This is a genomic window from Massilia sp. FBCC-B171 (assembly GCF_059134155.1).
This window is the reverse complement of record NZ_CP101443.1, coordinates 5173080-5196578: the sequence shown is the minus strand read 5'-3', so window position 1 is coordinate 5196578 and position 23499 is coordinate 5173080. Positions and strand designations below refer to the sequence as shown.

The window sequence follows — 23499 nt, the reverse complement described above, 5'->3', positions numbered from 1 at the left end:
CCGCGGAAAACGCGGTGCACGAAAAGAAAAGAAGTTGACGATAAACGCGAAACACTGCATAATCTCATCTCTCTGCTGCAGCGAACAAAACGATTCGCGCTAAACAGCAAGAAGCACCGAATAAAGTTCTTTAAAAATTAACAGTCGATAAGTGTGGGCGTTTGATGAAGGTGCCAGTGACTTCGGTCACTGATTACTTAAATTATCAAATGTTCACAAAAAAGAAATAGCGTTGTCTCAGCAATGAGATAACGGTCAGTATTTTGAGTGAGCGAATCCGGACCAATGGGACGGATTCGAGGGCAGCAGTGTCCTCGACAAACAGAGATTAAACTGAAGAGTTTGATCCTGGCTCAGATTGAACGCTGGCGGCATGCTTTACACATGCAAGTCGAACGGCAGCGCGGGGCAACCTGGCGGCGAGTGGCGAACGGGTGAGTAATATATCGGAACGTACCCAAGAGTGGGGGATAACGTAGCGAAAGTTACGCTAATACCGCATACGATCTAAGGATGAAAGTGGGGGATCGCAAGACCTCATGCTCCTGGAGCGGCCGATATCTGATTAGCTAGTTGGTAGGGTAAAGGCCTACCAAGGCTACGATCAGTAGCTGGCCTGAGAGGACGACCAGCCACACTGGAACTGAGACACGGTCCAGACTCCTACGGGAGGCAGCAGTGGGGAATTTTGGACAATGGGCGCAAGCCTGATCCAGCAATGCCGCGTGAGTGAAGAAGGCCTTCGGGTTGTAAAGCTCTTTTGTCAGGGAAGAAACGGTGGGAGCTAATATCTCCTACTAATGACGGTACCTGAAGAATAAGCACCGGCTAACTACGTGCCAGCAGCCGCGGTAATACGTAGGGTGCAAGCGTTAATCGGAATTACTGGGCGTAAAGCGTGCGCAGGCGGTTTTGTAAGTCTGTCGTGAAAGCCCCGGGCTCAACCTGGGAATTGCGATGGAGACTGCAAGGCTTGAATCTGGCAGAGGGGGGTAGAATTCCACGTGTAGCAGTGAAATGCGTAGAGATGTGGAGGAACACCGATGGCGAAGGCAGCCCCCTGGGTCAAGATTGACGCTCATGCACGAAAGCGTGGGGAGCAAACAGGATTAGATACCCTGGTAGTCCACGCCCTAAACGATGTCTACTAGTTGTCGGGTTTTAATTAACTTGGTAACGCAGCTAACGCGTGAAGTAGACCGCCTGGGGAGTACGGTCGCAAGATTAAAACTCAAAGGAATTGACGGGGACCCGCACAAGCGGTGGATGATGTGGATTAATTCGATGCAACGCGAAAAACCTTACCTACCCTTGACATGTACGGAAGCCACGAGAGATCGAGGTGTGCTCGAAAGAGAACCGTAACACAGGTGCTGCATGGCTGTCGTCAGCTCGTGTCGTGAGATGTTGGGTTAAGTCCCGCAACGAGCGCAACCCTTGTCATTAGTTGCTACATTCAGTTGAGCACTCTAATGAGACTGCCGGTGACAAACCGGAGGAAGGTGGGGATGACGTCAAGTCCTCATGGCCCTTATGGGTAGGGCTTCACACGTCATACAATGGTACATACAGAGGGCCGCCAACCCGCGAGGGGGAGCTAATCCCAGAAAGTGTATCGTAGTCCGGATCGCAGTCTGCAACTCGACTGCGTGAAGTTGGAATCGCTAGTAATCGCGGATCAGCATGTCGCGGTGAATACGTTCCCGGGTCTTGTACACACCGCCCGTCACACCATGGGAGCGGGTTTTACCAGAAGTAGGTAGCTTAACCGCAAGGGGGGCGCTTACCACGGTAGGATTCGTGACTGGGGTGAAGTCGTAACAAGGTAGCCGTATCGGAAGGTGCGGCTGGATCACCTCCTTTCTAGAGTAGCACCGGAGTCAGCCTCAAAACTGAACTCATCATTAAACGTCCACACTTATCGACTGTTGAACAAAGAACACAGTTTCGGGGCTGTAGCTCAGCTGGTTAGAGCACCGTGTTGATAACGCGGGGGTCGTTGGTTCGAGTCCAACCAGCCCTACCAAGTTATTGGCATACCCAAGGGGGATTAGCTCAGCTGGGAGAGCACCTGCTTTGCAAGCAGGGGGTCGTCGGTTCGATCCCGTCATCCTCCACCAAAGTCTAAATATAAGTCAGCCATTGTTTGGTGAGATTTACGTTTAGTCTTTTCGAGATTAACTGTTGTTCTGTTCTTTAACAATCTGGAAGAAGTAAAGTTTTATTGAGTACGCACGACAGTGCGTGCTCAGGGTAGTAGTACAAATCAGCAAACATGCAACAAGCTGTACTCTTATTCTTATAAACGCTTCCTGGTTAGTCGCCAGGAGCTAACGTTATAGGGACAAGCGAATAAGTGCACATGGTGGATGCCTTGGCGATTACAGGCGATGAAGGACGTAGTAGCTTGCGATAAGCTGCGGGGAGCGAGCAAACACGCTTTGATCCGCAGATTTCCGAATGGGGAAACCCGGCCTTTTAGGTCATTGCATGCTGAATACATAGGCATGCAAAGCGAACGCGGCGAACTGAAACATCTAAGTAGCTGCAGGAAAAGAAATCAACCGAGATTCCCAAAGTAGTGGCGAGCGAAATGGGAAGAGCCTGTACGTGATAGTCGATCGGATAGTGGAACAACCTGGAAATGTTGGCCATAGAGGGTGATAGCCCCTTACACGAAATCCGAACGGTGATACTAAGCGTACGACAAGTAGGGCGGGACACGAGAAATCCTGTCTGAACATGGGGGGACCATCCTCCAAGGCTAAATACTCGTAATCGACCGATAGTGAACCAGTACCGTGAGGGAAAGGCGAAAAGAACCCCGGGAGGGGAGTGAAATAGATCCTGAAACCGTGTGCATACAAACAGTCGGAGCGGACTTGTTCCGTGACGGCGTACCTTTTGTATAATGGGTCAGCGACTTACATTCAGTGGCGAGGTTAACCGAATAGGGGAGCCGTAGAGAAATCGAGTCCGAACAGGGCGACAGTCGCTGGGTGTAGACCCGAAACCAAGTGATCTACCCATGGCCAGGATGAAGGTGCGGTAACACGCCCTGGAGGTCCGAACCCACTAATGTTGAAAAATTAGGGGATGAGCTGTGGGTAGGGGTGAAAGGCTAAACAAACTTGGAAATAGCTGGTTCTCTCCGAAAACTATTTAGGTAGTGCCTCAAGTATCACCATCGGGGGTAGAGCACTGTTATGGCTAGGGGCTCATTGCGAGTTACCAAACCATTGCAAACTCCGAATACCGATGAGTGCGAGCTTGGGAGACAGACGTCGGGTGCTAACGTCCGGCGTCAAGAGGGAAACAACCCAGACCGCCAGCTAAGGTCCCAAAGATTGGCTAAGTGGAAAACGAAGTGGGAAGGCTAAAACAGTCAGGATGTTGGCTTAGAAGCAGCCACCATTTAAAGAAAGCGTAATAGCTCACTGATCGAGTCGTCCTGCGCGGAAGATGTAACGGGGCTAAGCCAGTCACCGAAGCTGCGGATATTTTTCTCGTGATTTATCACTTGATCAATATGGTAGGAGAGCGTTCTGTAAGCCTGCGAAGGTGTCTTGTGAAGGATGCTGGAGGTATCAGAAGTGCGAATGCTGACATGAGTAGCGATAATGGGGGTGAAAAGCCTCCACGCCGTAAGCCCAAGGTTTCCTGTTCAACGTTCATCGGAGCAGGGTGAGTCGGCCCCTAAGGCGAGGCAGAGATGCGTAGCTGATGGGAAGCAGGTTAATATTCCTGCACCGTCGTATGATGCGATGGGGGGACGGATCGCGGAAGGTTGTCTGACTGTTGGAATAGTCAGTTTCTGCTTCATAGAAGGCGCTTAGGCAAATCCGGGCGCGGAATTCAAGGGAGTGGGACGAGCGGCTTTATGCTGCGAAGCAATCGGAAGTGGTTCCAAGAAAAGCCTCTAAGCTTCAGTCATACGAGACCGTACCGCAAACCGACACAGGTGGGCGAGATGAGTATTCTAAGGCGCTTGAGAGAACTCGGGAGAAGGAACTCGGCAAATTGGTACCGTAACTTCGGGAAAAGGTACGCCCTTGTAGTTTGACCACTTTACTGTGGAAGGATGAACGGGTTGCAATAAACTGGTGGCTGCGACTGTTTAATAAAAACACAGCACTCTGCAAACACGAAAGTGGACGTATAGGGTGTGACGCCTGCCCGGTGCTGGAAGATTAAATGATGGGGTGCAAGCTCTTGATTGAAGTCCCAGTAAACGGCGGCCGTAACTATAACGGTCCTAAGGTAGCGAAATTCCTTGTCGGGTAAGTTCCGACCTGCACGAATGGCGTAACGATGGCCACACTGTCTCCTCCCGAGACTCAGCGAAGTTGAAATGTTTGTGATGATGCAATCTACCCGCGGCTAGACGGAAAGACCCCATGAACCTTTACTGTAGCTTTGCATTGGACTTTGAACCAATCTGTGTAGGATAGGTGGGAGGCTTTGAAGCGGGGACGCCAGTTCTCGTGGAGCCATCCTTGAAATACCACCCTGGTTTGTTTGAGGTTCTAACCTTGGTCCGTTATCCGGATCGGGGACAGTGCATGGTAGGCAGTTTGACTGGGGCGGTCTCCTCCTAAAGTGTAACGGAGGAGTTCGAAGGTACGCTAGGTACGGTCGGACATCGTGCTAATAGTGCAATGGCATAAGCGTGCTTAACTGCGAGACCGACAAGTCGAGCAGGTACGAAAGTAGGACATAGTGATCCGGTGGTTCTGTATGGAAGGGCCATCGCTCAACGGATAAAAGGTACTCTGGGGATAACAGGCTGATTCCTCCCAAGAGTTCATATCGACGGGGGAGTTTGGCACCTCGATGTCGGCTCATCACATCCTGGGGCTGTAGCCGGTCCCAAGGGTATGGCTGTTCGCCATTTAAAGTGGTACGTGAGCTGGGTTTAAAACGTCGTGAGACAGTTTGGTCCCTATCTGCCGTGGGCGTTGGAAATTTGAAGGGGGCTGCTCCTAGTACGAGAGGACCGGAGTGGACGAACCTCTGGTGTACCGGTTGTCACGCCAGTGGCATTGCCGGGTAGCTAAGTTCGGAAGAGATAACCGCTGAAAGCATCTAAGCGGGAAACTTGCCTTGAGATGAGATTTCCCGGAGCCTTGAGCTCCTTGAAGGGTCGTTCGAGACCAGGACGTTGATAGGCTGGGTGTGGAAGTGCAGTAATGCATTAAGCTAACCAGTACTAATTGCCCGTACGGCTTGTCCCTATAACCTTAGCAGGTTATAAAAGTAAGATTACAGTGCTGTTTGTTGATACGCACCACTACCAAAAACCTACTTCTTCCAGATTCAGAGCCTTGTTCGCACCAGCGGACACAGCTCGTACAAGTTATGCCTGATGACCATAGCAAGTCGGTCCCACCCCTTCCCATCCCGAACAGGACCGTGAAACGACTTTGCGCCGATGATAGTGCTGCAACCAGTGTGAAAGTAGGTTATCGTCAGGCTAGTTATAAGAAAAACCCCACCAGGTGATCCTGGTGGGGTTTTTTGCTTTGGGCGCAAAATCCGCAATTCAGCGGCGTTTTTCTGCATTTCATCTCAAATCCCCAGCTCGCCATTCGACGCCGCATTAGGATTCCTGATCGATTCAAACAGGAGACCGGGCATGGGCGTGGCGAGAAAATGGAAATATCTGCTGATCGGCGCCCCATTGCTGCTGCTCGCAGCGCCGCTGGTACTGCTCGGCCTGTCGCGCCTTGAAATGACGCCGAACGGTGTCCATACCCGCCTGCTCGTGCCCGTCGGCCCCCAGGCCAATATCGGCGTTCACCTGTATGCCGGCAGCGGCGACGCACCGCGCCTGCCGCGCTTTCTCGACGGTCCCGTGGTTCGCCCACGCCAGAACGGCGAATGGCAGGCCACCTGGTTTTGCGAAGACAGGGTGCACGAACGAACCGGCAGCACGGACCTGCTCGAGATCGCTTGCGGCGGCAGCAATGTCAGCTATCCGGTACGCGCCGCGGCCGTGGTCCCCGCCGATACGATCGCAGCGCCCGCCAACATGGTCGTGCTGAGCGATATCGAAGGCAACGCCGCCTTCCTCGACGGTGCACTGCGCGAACTCGGCGTGCTCGATGCGCACGGCCGCTGGTCGTATGGCCGCGGCCACCTCGTCATCGCCGGCGATTCGGTCGACCGCGGCCGCGACGTGTTCGCCGTGCTGTGGCGCCTCTACGCGCTGAGCCTGCAGGCCGGACAGCAGGGCGGCGCAGTCCACGTCCTGCTCGGCAACCACGAACAGTATCTGCTGCGCGGGAATGGTACGCGCGCCAACCGCGAACACATTCATACGCTCGAACGCATGGGCGGCGCCGCCAGGGCCTTCGGCGCCGACACCGTGCTCGGCGCCTGGCTGCGCAGCCAGCCTGTGGTTCTGCAGGTGGGCAAGGTGCTCATCACGCACGGCGGCGTCAGCCCGCAGGTGGCGGCGAGCGGCCTGTCGGTCGCCCAGCTCAACGCGGCGCAGCGGCGCTACTGGCAGGGAGACAGAACACCGTCGGCGGCACTCGACGCCGTCATGGGACCCGCCGGCCTTACCCAGTACCGCGGTTACTTCGAGAATGCGGCCAAGGAGCAGGTGCGTGCGACGCCTGCCCAGGTGGACGCGGCGCTCAGGCGCTTCGGTGTGGAGACGATCGTCGTCGGGCATACCCTGGTCGAACAGATCCAGCCGCTATACCAGGGACGCGTTCACGCAATCGACGTCAATAGCAATACGGCCCGCTCCGAGGTCCTGGCATTCGAGCATGGCATAGCGCGTATCGTGCCGCTGCAGACGCGGCGCCAGCTGCCAGGCGAGCACCCTCCGGTGCGGACCCGGCGCCTGAACCTGGCCGATGCCGACGACTGGCGCATGCTCCAGCGCTTCCTCGCCAGCAGCCACGCCCTGTCGCAGCTTCCCCATCCTTACTAGACACCCGGGCCAGGCGGCAGCTGGCCTTACAATAGCGGCATGCGCATCCTCATCGTCGAAGACCATCCTGACATCCTGGCCAACCTGTACGGCTTCCTCGAGCCGAAAGGGCATGTGCTCGACGCGGCCCGCAACGGCTATGCGGCCCTGGGCCTGGCCTCGGAGCACAGCTATGATGTGATCGTGCTCGACATCGGTTTGCCCGGCCTGAACGGCCTCGAACTGTGCGAAAAGCTGCGCACCGAACTGGCCGTCACCACGCCGGTATTGATGCTCACGGCGCGCGACAGCCTGGCCGACAAGGTCGCCGGCTTCGACAGCGGCGCCGACGATTACCTGGTCAAGCCGTTTTCGCTGGTCGAACTCGAGGTGCGCCTGAGAGCCCTGGTGCGCCGCTCGGAAGGGCGCCACGCCGGCAGCGGCAAGCTGCGTGTCGGCGAGCTGGTATTCGATCCGGATACCCAGCAAGCCAGCCGCGAAGGCCGCCCGGTCAACCTGACCCGCACCGGCTACATCCTGCTGCGCGCCCTGATGAGCGCCGCGCCGCGCATCGTCTCGCGCGACACCCTCGAGCAGGCCGTGTGGGGCGAGGACCGCCCCGACAGCGACGCGCTGCGCACGCATATCCACGCGCTGCGCCAGGCCCTCGACAAACCCTTCGAACATGCCATGCTGCTCACCGTTCCCGGCGCCGGCTACCGGCTGGTGCTCCCCGATGCGGCCAAGTGACTCCCTGCGCCGGCGCATCGTCGTCGCTTTCGTCTCCTTCGGTATCGTCCTGTCGCTGTTCTTTGCGGTGATGGCCGCGGTCGCGGTCGAAGGCATCGAAGTGCACCTGGTCGACAATCGCCTGGCCGAAACCGCGCACTGGGCGCTGCCGCGCCAGGCGGCCGGGCTGGGCGTGGACCTGCCGGCGGGACTGCGCTTCCACCGCGGCGACGCCATCCCGCTGTCGCTGCGCAATCTGCCGCCGGGCGTGAGCGAAGTCGAGGTCGACGGCGTCGGGCTGCACGTGCTGTCGGGCGTCGACGCTTCCGGACCGTATGCCGTGGTCGACCACGAAAGCGATTACGAGAAGGTCGAACTGGTCGTGTACTCGATGTTTGTCGCCTTCTTCATCGGCTTCCTGGTGTTGGCCGCCGCCCTCGGCAGCTTCGTCGCGCGCCGCGTCGTCAATCCGATGAGCGAACTGGCCGACGCGGTGGCGCACGGACGATCGCCCCTGCCGCTGCAGGAGCGCCGTGACGAACTCGGCCTGCTGGCGCGCGCACTCGAAGCGCATACCGCCGAACTGCGCGTCTTCCTCGAGCGCGAACGCCTGTTCACGGGCGACGTCAGCCACGAGCTGCGCAGCCCGCTGACCGTGATCATGGGCGCGGCCGAGATCCTGATGACGAATGCGGAGGGCGAAACTACCCGTGCTCCAGCCGAGCGCATCTACCGCGCCGCGCAGGAGGCCGCCGAATGCGTCACGGTCCTGCTGCTGCTGGCGCGCTCGCCCGAGCTGGGCTGCCTGCCGCCGGTGTCAGTGTCCGCCATTGCCGCGCGCGAGGCCGAACGTTACCGCTCCCTGGGGGCCGGCAAGGCCGTGACGCTCGACTACCTGGGCGGCCCCGACTTCGCGATCCAGGCGCCGGCCGAACTGTGCGCCGCCGCCATCGGCAACCTGGTGCGCAATGCCTGCCAGTACACCGAGCAGGGCGCCATCACGGTAGCGCTGGCGCCAGGGCGTATCGTGGTCGAGGACACCGGCCCCGGCCTGCCCGCCGCGGTGCGCGCGACCCTGGCGCGCCCAGGCGTCCTGCCTTCCGCCATGCCCTCGCGCGGCTCGAACGGCACGGGACTGGGCCTGTCGCTGGTGCTGCGCATCTGCGAATACCTGGGCGCCACGCTCGGCTACGAAGAGCGCGCGCAAGGCGGCAGCCGCTTCACGATCGCGTTCAATAACGAGTTCACGCGCCCTTAACGCCGCCCTGACCGGGGCCTGACACCGTCCTCGCTATCCTCGCTGCATACGTGGCCACTCCGGCCGCGGCTTGCCTGGATCGCAGTTGGACAAACTACTCATGCGGCGCATCAGCGCGCCTTTCCTCACGCTGGCCGTGGCCCTGCTGCTGGCCTGCGCCGGCAACCTCACGTTCTGGAGCACGCTCACCCGCGCAGCCGGCGGCCTAACGCTGCACAGCCTGCCGCAGCTGGCCGGCGCCTTCCTCATCGTGGTCCTGTTCTTCAACGCCTGCCTGACCCTGGCCAGTTTCCGCTTCGTCGCCAAGCCGGTCCTGATCGCCCTCGTCATCGTCGCAGCAAGCGCCAGCCATTTCATCGCCCACTACGGCGTGGTGATCGACAAGGCCATGATCCAGAACGTGTTCGAAACCGACTCCCACGAAGCTTTCGAGCTGTTCAGCTGGCAGATGGTGGTGAGCGTCAGCCTGCTCGGCTTGCTGCCCTCGGTCCTGATCGCGCGCGTCGAAGTCGGTTTTCCGCAGGGCCTGCGCGGCCTGTTCACGCGCGCAGGCATCGCCGGCGGCTCGCTGCTGGTGGCGGCGCTGTTGCTGATGCTGTTCTTCAAAAGCCTGGCCCCCGCCGTGCGCGAGCACCGCGAACTGCGCTTCCTGCTCACGCCGACCAACACGATCCAGGCCCTGCACGGCTACCTGCGCAGCAAGTGGAGCACGCCGCAGGTGGTGACGCCTTTCGGACGCGATGCCATCAAGGGGCCGGCCTGGGCGCACCAGGCACGCCGCACCGTGACGATCCTGGTGGTGGGCGAGACCGCCCGCGCGATGAATTTTTCGCTGAACGGCTATGCGCGCGACACCAATCCGCTGCTGGCGCGCCAGGCGGGCCTGATTAATTTTTCGCAGGTGTCTTCGTGCGGCACGGCGACCGCCGTCTCGGTCCCCTGCGTGTTTTCGGCCCTCGGCCGTGAGCATTATTCGGAAGTGAAGGCGTCCGGCCAGGAAGGTTTGCTCGACGTGCTCGCGCATGCCGGCTTCCAGGTGCTGTGGCGCGACAATAATTCGGGCTGCAAGGGCGTCTGCGCCCGGGTCGGTTTCGAAGACCTGTCCCAGGCCGCGCCGGGCGAGCCCTTGTGCGATGGCGACGAATGCCGCGACGAGCGCCTGCTCGCCGGGCTGCCGGAATTGATACGAAAAAGCAGCGGCGACCTGGTCGTCGTGCTGCACCAGAAGGGCAGCCACGGCCCGGCCTATGCGCGCCGCTATCCGAGCGGTTTCGGCCGCTTCGGCCCGGTCTGCACGACCAATGAATTCGAACAGTGTTCGCGCGATGCGATCGTGGCGGCCTACGACAACACCATCCTGTACACCGATTATTTTTTGAGTAAAACGATCGACCTGCTGCGCCAGAGCGCGCTCGATGAAGGCGTCGACACGGCCATGCTGTATTTTTCCGACCACGGCGAATCGCTCGGCGAGAACAACATCTACCTGCATGGCGCGCCCTATATGTTCGCGCCCGCCGAACAGACCCGGGTACCGATGATGCTGTGGATGTCGGATGGTTTTAGCCGCCGCTTCGGCATCGACCGCACCTGCCTGAGGGCGCGCCGCGACCAGCCGATGTCGCACGATAACGTGTTTCACTCGGTGCTCGGCATGCTCGACGTGAATACGGCGGTGCTCAATCCCAAGCTCGACCTGTTCCGCGCCTGCACCCGGGATCCCGCCTGATGCGGGCCGCGTTCGCTACCGCGCCGCGCCTGCTCGCGGCGCGCCAGGCGCTCGTCCTGTGCGCCTGGCTGGCCGCTGCCGCCGCCGTCATCTTCTGGCTCGGGCGGGCCACCGATATCGACCTGCTGCTGGCCGACGCCGTCTACGATGTCGCCACGCGCAGTTTCCCCTGGCGCCACGCCTGGCTGGCCGAGACCTTCAATCACACGATCCTGAAAGGCCTGCTGACCCTGGCCGGCGGCACTTTCATGCTCGCCGCCATTGCCGACACGCTGCGCCCGCGCCCCGCACGCCTTGCCCTGGATCGCCTGCGCCTGCGCGTCGTCGCCCTCTCGGCCCTGCTGGTGCCCTTCGTGATCAGCACCCTGAAGCAGGCCAGCGTTGCCCACTGTCCCTGGGACCTGGCGCGCTATGGCGGCAGCGAACCCTATCTGCGCCTGTTCGAGGCCTTGCCCCCCGGCGTGGCGGCGGGCCATTGCCTGCCGGCCGGCCATGCATCCAGCGCGCTGTGGCTGGTGTCGCTGGGCGTGGTGTGGCTGCCGGCGCAACCCGGCCTGGCACGGCGCGCGGCGCTGGGGGCGCTGCTGTTCGGCGGCCTGGTGGGGTGGATGCAGCAACTGCGCGGCGCCCATTTCCTGACCCATACGCTCTGGTCGATCTGGTTAGCCTGCGCGGTGGTGCTGGCGCTCGTCGCCGTGTTGCAATGGCAAGCGCTGTGGCGCGGGAAGGCAACGCCTGCGTGCGCGGCCGTCGAAGACGCTGGCGGCTTGCTTTAGCTCAGCGCATAATATTTTCCAGGGGGCAAACTTTACAGCTGACCTTCCCTGGAGAATCCCATGCATGCGACCGACGATTCCGGCCTGAGCGACAAGCTGGCTGCCCCTTTCAATGCCATCGTGTCGCGCCACCGCGCCTCGCTCATGCCCATGTTGGGCGGTAGTGGCGCCACGGCACGGGTGGCCCTGGCCAACGACGAAGCCGTGCGCAAGGTCGCCACCTTCTGCTACCCGCTGCTGCCCGGGATCCTGCGCCTGGCCATCAAGGAACACAGCTTCGTCAGCTTCGTGATGAACAACCGCGAAAAGCTGCTGGCGCGACTGACTGTGGATGCGCCGCAGGCCACCGGCACCTGAAGCCCTGGAGCGCCTAACAAAATCGTCAGGGCAAGGCGCAGCGCCGAAGGCAGTACGCAGGTACGGCGAGGCGTTGCAACGCGGCCATGGCGGTTTTGTTAGGCGCTCCTTACTGGGCCACCGGCTCAGCCTCTTTGGCGACTGCACGGCCGCGGCTGATGCTGTCGCCGTCCTGGCGCCGCAGCCGCCAGAAAATCCCGGCCGACAGCACCGTCATGATGGCCAGCGCCCAGAACGCGTAGTGCAGGGCGCTGGTCACCATGACCTGGTTCGTTTGCGGCACCCGGCCCAGGAACCAGCCGGTGACGAGGGAGCCCGCCGCCAGCCCAAAACTCATCGACAGTTGCTGGAACGAGCTCGACATCGTGCTGGCCATGCTGGTGTCGCCCGCGTCGATGTCGGCATAGGCCAGCGTGTTCATGCTGGAAAACTGCAGCGAATTGAAGAAACCCTGCATCAGGCTGATGCAGACAATAAAGGCCAGCGGCGTGTCGCGCCCGACCATGCCGTACAGGGCGATCGTCACGCCGATGAACAGGGTATTAAAGACCAGCACCTGGCGGTAGCCGAAACGCGCCAGCACCTTGGGGGCGATCAGCTTCATGCCCATGGCGGCAGCCGCCGACGGCATCATCAAGAGGCCCGACTGCCAGGCCGGCAAGCCGAGCCCGAGCTGGTACAGCAGCGGCAGCAGGAAGGGCAGGCCGCCGACACCGAGGCGCGTAACGAAACCGCCCACCACCGAGATGCGGAAGGTGCGCACTTTGAGCAGCGCCAGGCGCAGCAGCGGGAATTTGATGCGGCTGGCGTGGAAGGCATAGCCGGCCAGCAGGCCGAGCGACAGCGCCAGCAGCAAGGCCATGCGCAACCCGCTCAGGGTGTGTTCGCCGAATACTTCCAGCAGCCAGGACAGGATGGCTGTGCCGGAACTGAACAGGATCAGGCCGACCACGTCGAGCGGGCGGCGCGCGTCGCCGTGGTAGTCCGGCATGTGGCGCCAGACCAGGTACATCGCGATCAGGCCGAAGGGCACGTTGATGAAAAAGATCGCGCGCCACGAGGTCCAGTGCACGATCAGGCCGCCCACGGTCGGGCCGAGCAGGGGACCGATCAGGGCCGGGATGATGACGAAGTTCATCGCGCCCAGCAGTTCCGATTTCGGGAAGGTGCGCACGATGGCCAGGCGCCCGACCGGCATCATCATGGCGCCGCCCAGTCCCTGCAGCAGGCGCGCGCCCGTCATGAGTTCGGCGCTCGGCGCCAGCCCGCACAGGACCGAGGCCAGGGTGAAAATGCCGATGGCGATCAGGAACACGCGGCGCGTGCCGAAGCGGTCGGCCATCCAGCCGCTGACGGGGATGCCGACGGCCAGGCCCAGGATATAGCTGGTGACGACCGACTTCAGGCTCAAGGGCGTGACGTTCAGGCTCGCGGCGATGCTGGGAATGGCGGTATTGACGACCGTGGCGTCGAGCTGCTCCATGAACAGGGCAGTGGCAACCAGCCAGGGCAAATAGGTCTTGACGGTGGAACTATCCAAACGGGCCTCATCCTTACCAGAGCGCGGTTGCGCATGCTTGTCTGGATTGTCACATAAATCATGCGATGCCGAATTTCAAGCGGACGCCGTCCATACGGCGCCGCCGCTGCCGCTGGTAACGCCTTAAAACTGGTAGCGAGCGCTCACAATAAGGAGATTGACGCCACTGTTCGGGCGCTTGATGCTGGCGTTCGAATAGTGCTGGAACTTCAGGGCGAGATCCCATTTACCAGGCGTGACATAGCCGATGCCGAGGTGGTCGCCGAACTGGAAGGCGGTCGACAGCTTGTCGTCGTTGTTGTCGTACAGCTCGGAAAACAGGTTGGCGCCGATGCCGCCTTCGGCATACCAGCCGAGCTTGTCGTCGCGCTGGTAGCGCAGCACCGGCGTAATACCGACCACGGCCAGGTTCTGGTGATCGCCCGGCACGTTGCGGTAGGCGTCGCCGCGCCAGTAAGCAGCCGACAGGTCCCAATAGCCCGACAGGTGACGCCCGTTCGAGGCCAGCCACTGGGCATCCCAGTTTTTCTGCACCGCCACGCGGGCCATGCGCAACTTCGAACTGGTGCCGTACTCGACCGAGGCCGAGTCGATCCAGCCCTTGTCGCCGGCGCTGGCCTGGCCCGTCAGCAGGGCAAGCGCGAGGCCCACGAGGGCCCCGATTTTTTGATTAGAGGACATAATTGCTTTCATAAGAAAGCGCCGGTCTATGCAGGCGCGTTTAATAATTGTACTAGTATCAACAAAAACGCGCGCCACGCAGCCTAATTCTCATCAAAACTAACGAGGGAACCTATGCCACATCCTGTTGTCGCCTTCCTTGGCATCGGCCTGATGGGCCGTCCGATGGCAGCCCGCCTGGCCGCGGCAGGCCTTGCGCCCCGCGTCTGGAACCGTACGTTTGCCAAGGCGCAGGCGCTGGCCGGATCGGGCGCGCTGCCCTGTGCGCTGGTAGAGGAAGCCGTGGCCGGCGCCGGCGTCGTGATCTCGATGCTGGAAGCGGGAGCGGCCGTCGGGGCGACGATCGACGCCGCGCTGCCCGCCATGGAGAAGGGGACGCTCTGGATCGACATGAGTTCGACCCGCCACGATGAGGCGCTCGCCTTTCATGCGCGGCTGGCCGGGCAGGGCATGCGCTTTCTCGATGCGCCCGTGTCGGGCGGCGTGGGCGGCGCTGAAGCGGGGACGCTGGCCATCATGGCCGGCGGCAGCCTGCACGACTTCAACGCGGCCGCGCCCCTGTTCGCCGCGCTCGGCAGTGCGCAGCTGGTGGGGCCGAACGGCAGTGGCCAGGTTGCCAAGTTGTGCAATCAATTGATCGTCGGCGCCACCATCAACATCGTGGCCGAAGCCTTATTGCTGGCGCAGGCGGCCGGCGCCGACCCGGCGGCGGTGCGCGAGGCGATCCGCGGTGGCTTTGCCGGCAGCCGCATCCTCGAGCTGCACGGCCAGCGCATGCTGGACCGACACTTCATTCCCGGCGGGCAGGTTAAAAGTCAGTTGAAGGACATGCGCAATGTGCTGGCGGCAGCGGGGGAGGCGGGGCTGGTGCTGCCGCTGACGGCGGCGGCGGAGCGCAGCTACGCATCGATCGAGGCGGATTTGGGCGGCGCCGATCACGCGGCGGCGCTGCTGGCGCTGGAGCGGATCAATCCGGGGCAGCGGGTGGGAACGGCACCGGACGTGTTGCCGTAATTGGCATTGCGGTATGCATGGGTACGACCGCGTGGACACAGGTGTCCACCCTACGAATAGCAACGGATCGTAGGGTGGACACCTGTGTCCACGCGTTCACGCTGTGAACATCAAGCGCCTTCGATCAAGCTGCGACCGGCAATCCGGTTTCAACGAGCTTCACCCAATAACTCGCCCCGATCGGCAACAGCTGGTCATTGAAATCATAACTTCCGTTATGCAACTGACATGGTCCGAGCCCATGTCCACCCGAGCGATGCTCGCCGTCGCCATTGCCGATAAAGACATAGCACCCAGGCTTGGCCTGCAGCATGAAGGCAAAATCCTCGGCCCCCATGGTCGGTTCGACCTCGGTGTTCACGTTGGCAGCGCCAACCACCGCGCGCATCGCCTCGATCGCGAAGGCGGTTTTTTCCGGATGGTTGATCAGCGGCGGATAGTTGCGCTTGAAGCCAAAATCGACGCTCGCATTGAAAGCAGCGGCAATGCCGCTCGCCATCTCCCCCATGCGGCGTTCGATCAAGTCCAGCACCTCGGTCGAGAAAGTGCGCACGGTGCCGATCATTTCGGCCTCGTCGGGAATCACGTTGGTGGCGCTGCCGGCGTGGATTTGCGTGATCGACAGGACGGCCGTTTCGAGTGGATTCTTTTCGCGCGAGACGATGGTCTGCCAGGCCTGCGCGATCTGCACCGCCACCATCACCGGATCGATGCCGCGGTGCGGCTGCGCCGCGTGCGCCCCTTTACCCTTCACCACGACACGGAACTCGTTACTGGACGCCATCATCGGCCCCGGAATCACGCCGAAGCTGCCCGCCGGCAGGCCCGGCCAGTTGTGCATGCCGTAGACCGCTTCCATCGGAAACTGGTCGAACAGACCATCTTCCATCATGCGGCGCGCGCCGGCGCCGCCTTCTTCGGCCGGCTGGAAAATCAGGTAGACGGTACCGTCGAAGTTGCGATGATGCGACAAATAGTGCGCTGCACCCAGCAACATCGCAGTATGTCCGTCGTGGCCGCATGCATGCATCTTGCCGGGGTGGCGCGACGCATGGTCAAATGTGTTGAGCTCCTGCATCGGCAGCGCATCCATGTCGGCGCGCAGGCCAATGGCGCGGGTAGATGTGCCGTTCTTGATGATGCCGACCACGCCGGTTTTGCCCAGCCCGCGCACGGTCGGGATGCCCCAGTCTTCGAGGCGCGCGGCGATGACGTCGGCGGTACGTTGTTCTTCGTAGCAGAGTTCCGGATGGGCGTGCAGGTCGCGCCGGATTGCTTCCAGTTCGGTCTGGAATGCCAGGATAGGTTCCACGAGTCTCATCTTGTTCTCCCGGTGTGCATGGATAGTCATACAAGTATGTAAACCATTGTAGCCCGCCTCAGCATGCGAAATCCATTCCCGGTAACGGGGTCGCTCACCAGACCCGGCCGAATCAGCTAAAGTATTGGTTTATCGACGTTTTTCCCGAGAATTGAACCCGATGTCCATCACCCAAGTCCGCGCCGCCTGCCCCCACGATTGCCCCGATACCTGTGCCTTGCTCGTCACCGTCGAAGACGGCGTGGCGACGGAAGTCCGCGGCGATCCGGAGCATCCGACCACGGCTGGCGTGCTCTGCACGAAAGTGGCGCGCTACGTCGAGCGCACCTATTCGCCGGACCGCCTGCTGTACCCGATGCGCCGCGTCGGCAAGAAGGGGGAAGGAAAATTCGAGCGCATCAGCTGGGACGCCGCGCTGACCGAAATCGCGGAAAAACTGACACCGATCGCCGCCCGCGATCCGGAAGCGATCCTGCCCTACAGCTATTGCGGCACGATGGGCCTGGTGCAAGGTGAGGCGATGTCGATGCGCTTCTTCAACAAGCTCGGCGCGTCCTTGCTCGACCGCACCATCTGCGCCACCGCAGGCTTTACCGGCTACAAGTACACGGTCGGCGCTTCGATCGGCACCGACATGGAGCAGTTCCAGGATGCCAAGCTGATCATCATCTGGGGCGGCAATCCGATCGCCTCGAACCTGCACTTCTGGATGCGCGCCCAGGAAGCCAAGCGGCGCGGCGCCACCCTGATCGCCATCGATCCCTACCGTTCGCTGACGGCCGAAAAATGTCATCAGCACATCGCGCTCCTGCCCGGCACCGACGCCGCGCTGGCGCTGGGCCTGATGCATGTGCTGATCAAGGAAGACCTGCTCGACCACGACTACATCGCCCAGCACACGCTCGGCTTCGCAGAGCTGAAAGAACGCGCGGCCGAATGGACGCCGGAACATACCGCCGTTACCTGCGGCATCAGCGCACAGGAAGTGATCGACCTGGCGCGCCTGTACGGCAGTACTGCGCTGGGTGGCGCGCCGGTCGCGATCCGCTGCAACTACGGCGTGCAGCGTGCGCGCGGGGGCGGCATGGCGGTGCGCAACATGAGCTGCCTGCCGGCGCTGGTGGGCGCCTGGCGCCACGCGGCCGGCGGCATCCAGTTGTCGACCTCCGGTTCCTTCCCGGCCAACCGCACGGCGCTGCAGCGCCCCGATCTTCTGGCCGGCCGCACGCCGCGCACGATCAACATGACGACGATCGGCGACGATCTGCTAAAACCTGCATCGCCGGAATTCGGCCCGCAGGTGGAAGCGGTGATTGTCTACAACGCCAATCCGCTGGCGATTGCCCCCGATTCGGCCAAGGTGCAGCAAGGCTTCGAGCGCGAAGATTTGTTTACGGTGGTGCTGGAACAGTTCCAGACCGACAGCGCCGATTACGCCGACATCCTGCTGCCGGCCACGACCCAGCTCGAGCACGTCGATGCGCACCTGGCCTATGGCCACCTGTACATGATGGCGAATAACGCCGCCATTGCGCCGATGGGCGAAGCGAAACCGAACAGCGAAATTTTCCGCCTGCTCGCTGCGCGCATGGGGCTGACCGATCCCTGCTTCCTCGAGTCCGACGACGAACTGGCCGCGCAAGCCTTCGACAAGACCCACACCCGCGCGATCCACTTCGACTGGGAGTCGCTCAAACAAAAGGGCTGGCAAAAACTGAACATGCCGGACGCGCCCTTTGCCGAAGGCGGTTTTCCTACGCCCTCGGGCAAATGCGAGTTCTATTCCGCCACGATGGCGAAGGACGGCCTCGATCCTTTGCCGGCCTATATCGCCCCCTACGAGTCGGTGGCCTCGAATCCGGTCTTGGCAAAGCGCTATCCGCTGGCGATGATTTCTCCGCCGGCGCGGAACTTCCTGAACTCGACTTTTGTCAATGTACAGAGCCTACGTGCAACCGAGGGCGAGCCGCACCTCGACATCCACCCGAACGACGCCGCAGCGCGCGGCATCGAACATGGTGACATGGCACGTATTTTTAACGACCGCGGCTCTTTTGTTGCCAAGGCGCGCGTGACCGAAAAAGCGCGTATTGGCCTCGTGGTGGGCCTGTCGATCTGGTGGAAGAAGCTTTCCAAGGATGGCAAGAACGCCAACGAAGTGACCAGCCAGCGCCTGACCGACATGGGTCGGGCGCCCACTTTCTACGACACCCTGGTGCAGGTCGAAAAGGCCACACCGCGACCCGGACATGAAAAATCCCTCCCCTAAACTTCCCCGTTTGTTCCGGCGCGCCCTCGCCATGGGCGCCGTCGCTTCCTTACTTGCCAGTTGTTCTACTCTGAATTACTACACCCAGGCCGCCCAGGGCCAACTCGAACTCCTCTCCGACGCACGACCCATCGATGAATGGCTGGCCGACCCGGCCACCAACACCTCGCTGCGCCACCGCCTGGAAGCGGCGCGCCAGATCCGCCGCTTCGCGGTCCAGCAGATGGGCCTGCCCGACAACGACAGCTACAAGAACTACGCGGCCCTGAAACGCCAGTACGTGCTGTGGAACGTCGTCGCCACGCCGGAACTGTCCCTGAAGCCGCTCCAGTGGTGCTTCCCGGTGGCCGGCTGCGTCAACTACCGCGGCTATTACAGCAAGGACGAGGCCCATGCCTATGCGAACGAGTTGCGTGCGCAAGGGCGCGACGTCGAAGTGGGGGGCGTGAGCGCCTATTCGACCCTCGGCTGGTTCAGCGACCCGCTGATTTCCACGTTTATCAATTATCCCGACGCCGAACTGGCGCGCCTGATCTTCCACGAACTGGCGCACCAGGTGACCTATGTGCAGGGCGACTCGCGTTTCAACGAGTCCTTCGCCAGCGCGGTCGAGGAGGCCGGCGTCGAGCTGTGGCTGGAGCGCTACGGCAATCCGGCGATGCGCGAGGGCTATGCGCGCTACTCGGTGCGGCGCAAGGATTTCCTGGCGCTGCTGCTGAAGTATCGCAAGGAACTCGAGCGCACCTATGCCGCCATCGTCCCGGACGAGCAGAAGCGCATCGGCAAGGCACGCCTGTTCATCGCCTTGAAGGAGGAGTACCAGGTCCTGAAAGCGAACTGGGGCGGCTATGCCGGCTACGACCGCTTCTTCGCCGAGCCGCTCTCGAACGCCCACCTGGCCTCGATCGCCACCTATAACGACTACGTGCCGGCCTTCCGCGCGATGCTGCGCAAAGAGAAAAGTTTCGGGGCGTTTTACCGCAAGGTGAACCGCCTGGCGAAACTCGACAAGACGGAACGCCAGCAAGCCCTGCGGCTGATCGACGTCGCTTCGCCCCCGGCAAATTTCATGGTGCAGCGCACCAATACCGCCATGCCGTAGAGTGCCCCTTCCAATCTCTCCAAAAGCGCTTGCTTATGCGGGCGCTGCCCGATAGCATCACATGCAGCAATAGCAAAGGCATAAGCACGCCATGGATTTCGCTATGCGGCGCCATGGACGATAACGACCTATTGGAGACAGAGGCACCTGATGGACAAAATTTGGCTGAAGTCGTATCCCCCTGGCGTACCTGCCGAGATCAATCCCGACCAGTACACATCGCTGGTGCAACTGCTGGAAGAGTCGTTCCAGAAGTACGCACAGAACAACGCCTACGTGTGCATGGACAAGTTCATGACCTATGCCGAGCTCGATGCGTGCTCGAAGCGCCTGGCTGCCTGGCTGCAAAGCCGCGGCATGGCCAAGGGCGCGCGCGTGGCCGTCATGATGCCCAACATCCTCCAGTACCCGGTCGCGATCGCCGCCATCCTGCGTGCCGGCTACACGGTCGTTAACGTCAACCCGCTCTACACCCCGCGCGAACTCGAGCACCAGCTCAAGGATTCGGGCAGCGAAGCGATCATCGTGCTCGAGAACTTCGCGCACACGGTCGAGCAGGTGCTCAAGAACACGCAAGTGCGCCACGTGGTCGTGGCCAGCATGGGCGAGCTGCTCGGCGGCGCCAAGGGCATGCTGGTCAACTTCGTCGTGCGCAACGTGAAAAAGATGGTGCCCGACTTCGCGCTGCCGAACATGGTGCGCTTCAAGGATGCGCTGGCGCAGGGCGCCAAAATGCCGTTCAGCCCGGTCGCGATCACCTCGTCGGACGTCGCCTTCCTGCAGTACACCGGCGGCACCACGGGCGTCTCGAAAGGCGCCACGCTCACCCACCGCAACGTCATCGCCAACGTGCTGCAGGTCGAAGCCTGGGCCGAGCCTGCGAACTCGCAGCCGCCGCATGTGGAGTTCCAGACCATCGTCTGCGCGCTGCCGCTGTACCACATCTTCGCGCTGACGGCCTGCGCCATGTGGGGCATGCGCGCCGGCGCCATGAACATCCTGATCCCGAACCCGCGCGACATCCCGGGCTTCATCAAGGAACTGGGCAAGTACAAGATCAACATGCTGCCGGCGGTGAATACGCTGTACAACGCGCTGGTCAACCACCCGGACATTTCCAGCGTCGATTTCTCGCAGCTGAAAACGGCCAATGGCGGCGGCATGGCCGTGCAGCAGGCGGTCAACGACAAGTGGAAGCAGATCACCGGCAAGAGTATCATCGAGGGTTACGGCCTTTCGGAGACCTCGCCGGTCGCCACCTGCAACCGCTCGGACGAAGCCGGCTTCACCGGCAGCATCGGCTTGCCGGTGCCGTCGACCGACATCGCGATCCTCGACGACGACGGCAATCCGGTTGCGCTCGGCGAGCGCGGCGAAATCGCGATCCGTGGCCCGCAGGTGATGGCCGGCTACTGGAACCGTCCGGACGAAACGGCCAAGGTCATGACCGCCGACGGCTTCTTCAAGTCGGGCGACATCGGCACCATGGACGAACGCGGCTACGTGAAAATCGTCGACCGCAAGAAGGACATGATCCTGGTGTCGGGCTTTAACGTCTACCCGAACGAACTCGAAGGCGTGATCGCCGGCCACCCGGGCGTGCTCGAATGCGCGGTCGTCGGCGTGCCGGACGAGCACTCGGGCGAGGCGGTCAAGGTGTTCGTGGTGCGCAAGGACCCGGCCCTGACGGAAGCGGCGCTGATGGACTACTGCAAGCAGCAGTTCACCGGCTACAAGAAACCGAAGTTCATCGAATTCCGCGACGAACTGCCGAAGACGAACGTCGGCAAGATCCTGCGGCGCGCGCTGCGCGACGAACAGCAGCAACCAAAGAAGGACAAGGAAGCAGCTTGATGCGCTAGTCGCAGCACGTGTGCTCCGTCCTGAGTATGAACCGCCCGGGTTTCCGGGCGGTTTTGCATTTATTGAACACACCGTTATTCAGAAGGCGAGGCATAGATGGACAAGTTTTGGCTCAAGTCGTACCAGGCTGGCGTACCGGCGGAGATCGACCCGACACAGTACCGCTCCCTGACCCATTTGCTGGAAGAGTCCTTCCGCAAGTACGCGGCCCAGAACGCCTTTGCCTGCATGGACAAGGCCATCACCTACGCTGACCTGGACCGCATGTCGGCGCAGATGGCGGCCTGGTTCCAGAGCCGCGGCCTGCAGCCGGGCGCGCGCGTGGCGATCATGCTGCCGAACGTGCTGCAATACCCGGTGGCGATGGCGGCCGCCCTGCGCGGCGGCTACACCATCGTCAACGTCAACCCGCTGTACACCCCGCGCGAACTGCAGCATCAATTGAAAGACTCGGGCGCCGAAGCGCTGGTGGTGCTGGAAAACTTCGCCCACACGGTGGAGCAGGTGATTGCGAATACGCCGGTGAAGCACGTCATCGTCGGCGCCATGGGCGACCTGCTGGGCGGCGTCAAGGGCACGATCGTCAACTTCGTCGTGCGCAAGGTGAAGAAGATGGTGCCGGCCTGGTCGCTGCCGGGATCGATCGGTTTCAACAAGGTGCTGGCCGAAGGCGCACGCCTGACCTTCAAGCCGGTGAAACTCGGCCATGACGACATCGCCTTCCTGCAGTACACCGGCGGCACCACGGGCGTCTCGAAAGGCGCCGTGCTCCTGCACCGCAACGTGCTGGCCAACGTCCTGCAGAACGAAGCCTGGTTCGCGCCCTCGCTGGGCCGCGCCAAGGCCGGCGAGCAGCTGCAATTCATGTGCGCGCTGCCGCTGTACCACATCTATGCGCTGACCGTCTGCGGCCTGCTGGGCATGCGCCTGGGCGCGATGAACCTCCTGATCCCGAACCCGCGCGACATGGACGGCTTCATCAAGGAACTGGGCAAGTACAAGATCAACGTCTTCCCGGCCGTGAACACGCTCTACAACGGCCTGGTGAACCAGCCGGCGTTTGCGAACCTCGACCACTCGAGCTACCTGGTCTGCCCGGGCGGCGGCATGGCGGTGCAGCAGGCGGTGGCCGACAAATGGCTCAAAATTACCGGCACCCCGATCGTCGAAGGCTATGGCCTGTCCGAAGCCTCGCCGGTCGCCACCGCGAATCGCTGCGACATCACCGATTTCACCGGCACCATCGGCCTGCCGCTGCCCTCGACCGAAATCCTGATCGTCGACGATGCGGACAATCCTGTCCCCTTCGGCCAGTCCGGAGAAATCGCCATCCGCGGCCCGCAAGTCATGGCCGGCTACTGGAAGCGCGACGACGAAACGGCCAAGGTCATGACCGCCGGCGGCTTCCTGAAGACCGGCGACATCGGCATCATGGACGAACGCGGCTACACGCGCATCGTTGATCGCAAGAAGGACATGATCCTGGTCTCCGGTTTCAACGTCTACCCGAACGAAGTCGAGAACGTCGTCGCCGCCCACCCGGGCGTGCTGGAAGTGGCCTGCGTCGGCATACCGGACAAGCATTCGGGCGAAGCGGTGAAACTCTACGTGGTGAAGAAGGACCCGGCGCTGACCGTCGAGATCCTGATGGAGTTCTGCAAGGACGAGCTGACCGGTTATAAACGCCCGCGCATGATCGAGTTCCGCGACACGCTGCCGAAGACGAACGTCGGCAAGATCCTGCGGCGCGAGCTGCGCGACGAGAAGCAGCCGGCTTGAGTCGCCGCGCTACCTTGTACCAAGGCCCCTGACGGGGCCTTTTTTACGCGCCGCGGCAGGTCCTTCGCCCTTCCGCACAGCGGCCACAAGCGTACTCCGTACGGGGTCATGGAGGCCAATGGCCTCCATGACGGGTTCACCGGGCACTCCGTGCCCACG

General features: G+C 61.7%; 14 protein-coding genes, 2 tRNA genes and 3 rRNA genes. 16 read left to right on the top strand and 3 right to left on the bottom strand.

The features are described from left to right. Nucleotides 1-330: 330 nt before the first annotated feature. The 11 genes from NMB41_RS23510 (at nucleotide 331) to NMB41_RS23460 (ending at nucleotide 11771) form a co-directional block, all read left to right on the top strand. Nucleotides 331-1863: ribosomal RNA gene (locus NMB41_RS23510) — 16S ribosomal RNA — on the top strand. An 86-nt stretch (nucleotides 1864-1949) separates the two neighbouring features. Next, nucleotides 1950-2026, top strand: a tRNA-Ile gene (locus NMB41_RS23505). 18 nt (nucleotides 2027-2044) lie between these two features. Continuing rightward, nucleotides 2045-2120, top strand: a tRNA-Ala gene (locus tag NMB41_RS23500). A 222-nt stretch (nucleotides 2121-2342) separates the two neighbouring features. Next, a 23S ribosomal RNA gene (locus tag NMB41_RS23495) occupies nucleotides 2343-5234 on the top strand. A 127-nt stretch (nucleotides 5235-5361) separates the two neighbouring features. Continuing rightward, nucleotides 5362-5474: ribosomal RNA gene (gene rrf, locus NMB41_RS23490) — 5S ribosomal RNA — on the top strand. Together the 16S, 23S and 5S rRNA genes with 2 tRNA genes alongside form the textbook arrangement of a ribosomal RNA operon. A gap of 161 nt (nucleotides 5475-5635) precedes the next feature. Further along, a complete protein-coding gene (locus tag NMB41_RS23485; protein ID WP_494380159.1) occupies nucleotides 5636-6943 on the top strand; it encodes a metallophosphoesterase in 1308 nt (435 codons plus the stop codon). 39 nt (nucleotides 6944-6982) lie between these two features. Further along, entirely contained in the window at nucleotides 6983-7672 is a 690-nt protein-coding gene (locus NMB41_RS23480) for a response regulator transcription factor (protein ID WP_494380158.1), read from the top strand. Then, a complete protein-coding gene (locus NMB41_RS23475) occupies nucleotides 7659-8909 on the top strand; it encodes a sensor histidine kinase (protein ID WP_494380157.1) in 1251 nt (416 codons plus the stop codon). The genes NMB41_RS23480 and NMB41_RS23475 overlap by 14 nt, the downstream gene beginning before the upstream one ends. Nucleotides 8910-8994: 85 nt before the next feature. Next, nucleotides 8995-10638, top strand: coding sequence for a phosphoethanolamine transferase (locus NMB41_RS23470; RefSeq protein WP_494380156.1), 1644 nt, complete (start codon nucleotides 8995-8997; stop codon nucleotides 10636-10638). Then, nucleotides 10638-11414, top strand: coding sequence for a phosphatase PAP2 family protein (locus NMB41_RS23465; RefSeq protein ID WP_494380155.1), 777 nt, complete (start codon nucleotides 10638-10640; stop codon nucleotides 11412-11414). The genes NMB41_RS23470 and NMB41_RS23465 overlap by 1 nt, the downstream gene beginning before the upstream one ends. A gap of 60 nt (nucleotides 11415-11474) precedes the next feature. Next, the gene (locus NMB41_RS23460) at nucleotides 11475-11771 is read left to right on the top strand and encodes a hypothetical protein (protein WP_494380154.1); all 297 of its coding nucleotides are present in this window, start codon (nucleotides 11475-11477) and stop codon (nucleotides 11769-11771) included. Between the two features lie 109 nt (nucleotides 11772-11880). Here NMB41_RS23460 and NMB41_RS23455 read toward each other — a convergent pair whose 3' ends face one another. Beyond that, entirely contained in the window at nucleotides 11881-13254 is a 1374-nt protein-coding gene (locus tag NMB41_RS23455; protein WP_494382897.1) for a DHA2 family efflux MFS transporter permease subunit, read from the bottom strand. Nucleotides 13255-13434: 180 nt separating this feature from the next. Further along, entirely contained in the window at nucleotides 13435-13992 is a 558-nt protein-coding gene (locus NMB41_RS23450) for an acyloxyacyl hydrolase (protein ID WP_494380153.1), read from the bottom strand. A gap of 114 nt (nucleotides 13993-14106) precedes the next feature. On the opposite strand from NMB41_RS23450, the gene NMB41_RS23445 reads away from it, so the two are divergent. Then, entirely contained in the window at nucleotides 14107-15006 is a 900-nt protein-coding gene (locus NMB41_RS23445; protein ID WP_494380152.1) for an NAD(P)-dependent oxidoreductase, read from the top strand. Nucleotides 15007-15130: 124 nt separating this feature from the next. Here the strand turns inward: NMB41_RS23445 and NMB41_RS23440 are convergent, their stop codons facing one another. Further along, nucleotides 15131-16327, bottom strand: a complete 1197-nt coding sequence (locus NMB41_RS23440) for a M20 aminoacylase family protein (RefSeq protein WP_494380151.1) — start codon at nucleotides 16325-16327, stop codon at nucleotides 15131-15133. Nucleotides 16328-16487: 160 nt separating this feature from the next. On the opposite strand from NMB41_RS23440, the gene NMB41_RS23435 reads away from it, so the two are divergent. From NMB41_RS23435 to NMB41_RS23420, 4 genes are all read left to right on the top strand, one after another. Continuing rightward, nucleotides 16488-18596, top strand: a complete 2109-nt coding sequence (locus NMB41_RS23435) for a molybdopterin-containing oxidoreductase family protein (protein WP_494380150.1) — start codon at nucleotides 16488-16490, stop codon at nucleotides 18594-18596. After that, entirely contained in the window at nucleotides 18577-19698 is a 1122-nt protein-coding gene (locus NMB41_RS23430; protein WP_494380149.1) for an aminopeptidase, read from the top strand. Before NMB41_RS23435 ends, NMB41_RS23430 begins: the two co-directional genes overlap by 20 nt. Nucleotides 19699-19848: 150 nt before the next feature. Beyond that, nucleotides 19849-21552, top strand: coding sequence for a long-chain-fatty-acid--CoA ligase (locus NMB41_RS23425; RefSeq protein ID WP_494380148.1), 1704 nt, complete (start codon nucleotides 19849-19851; stop codon nucleotides 21550-21552). Nucleotides 21553-21657: 105 nt separating this feature from the next. After that, nucleotides 21658-23340: a long-chain-fatty-acid--CoA ligase gene (locus tag NMB41_RS23420; protein ID WP_494380147.1), complete on the top strand. Its 1683-nt coding sequence runs from the start codon at nucleotides 21658-21660 to the stop codon at nucleotides 23338-23340. Nucleotides 23341-23499 lie beyond the last annotated feature (159 nt).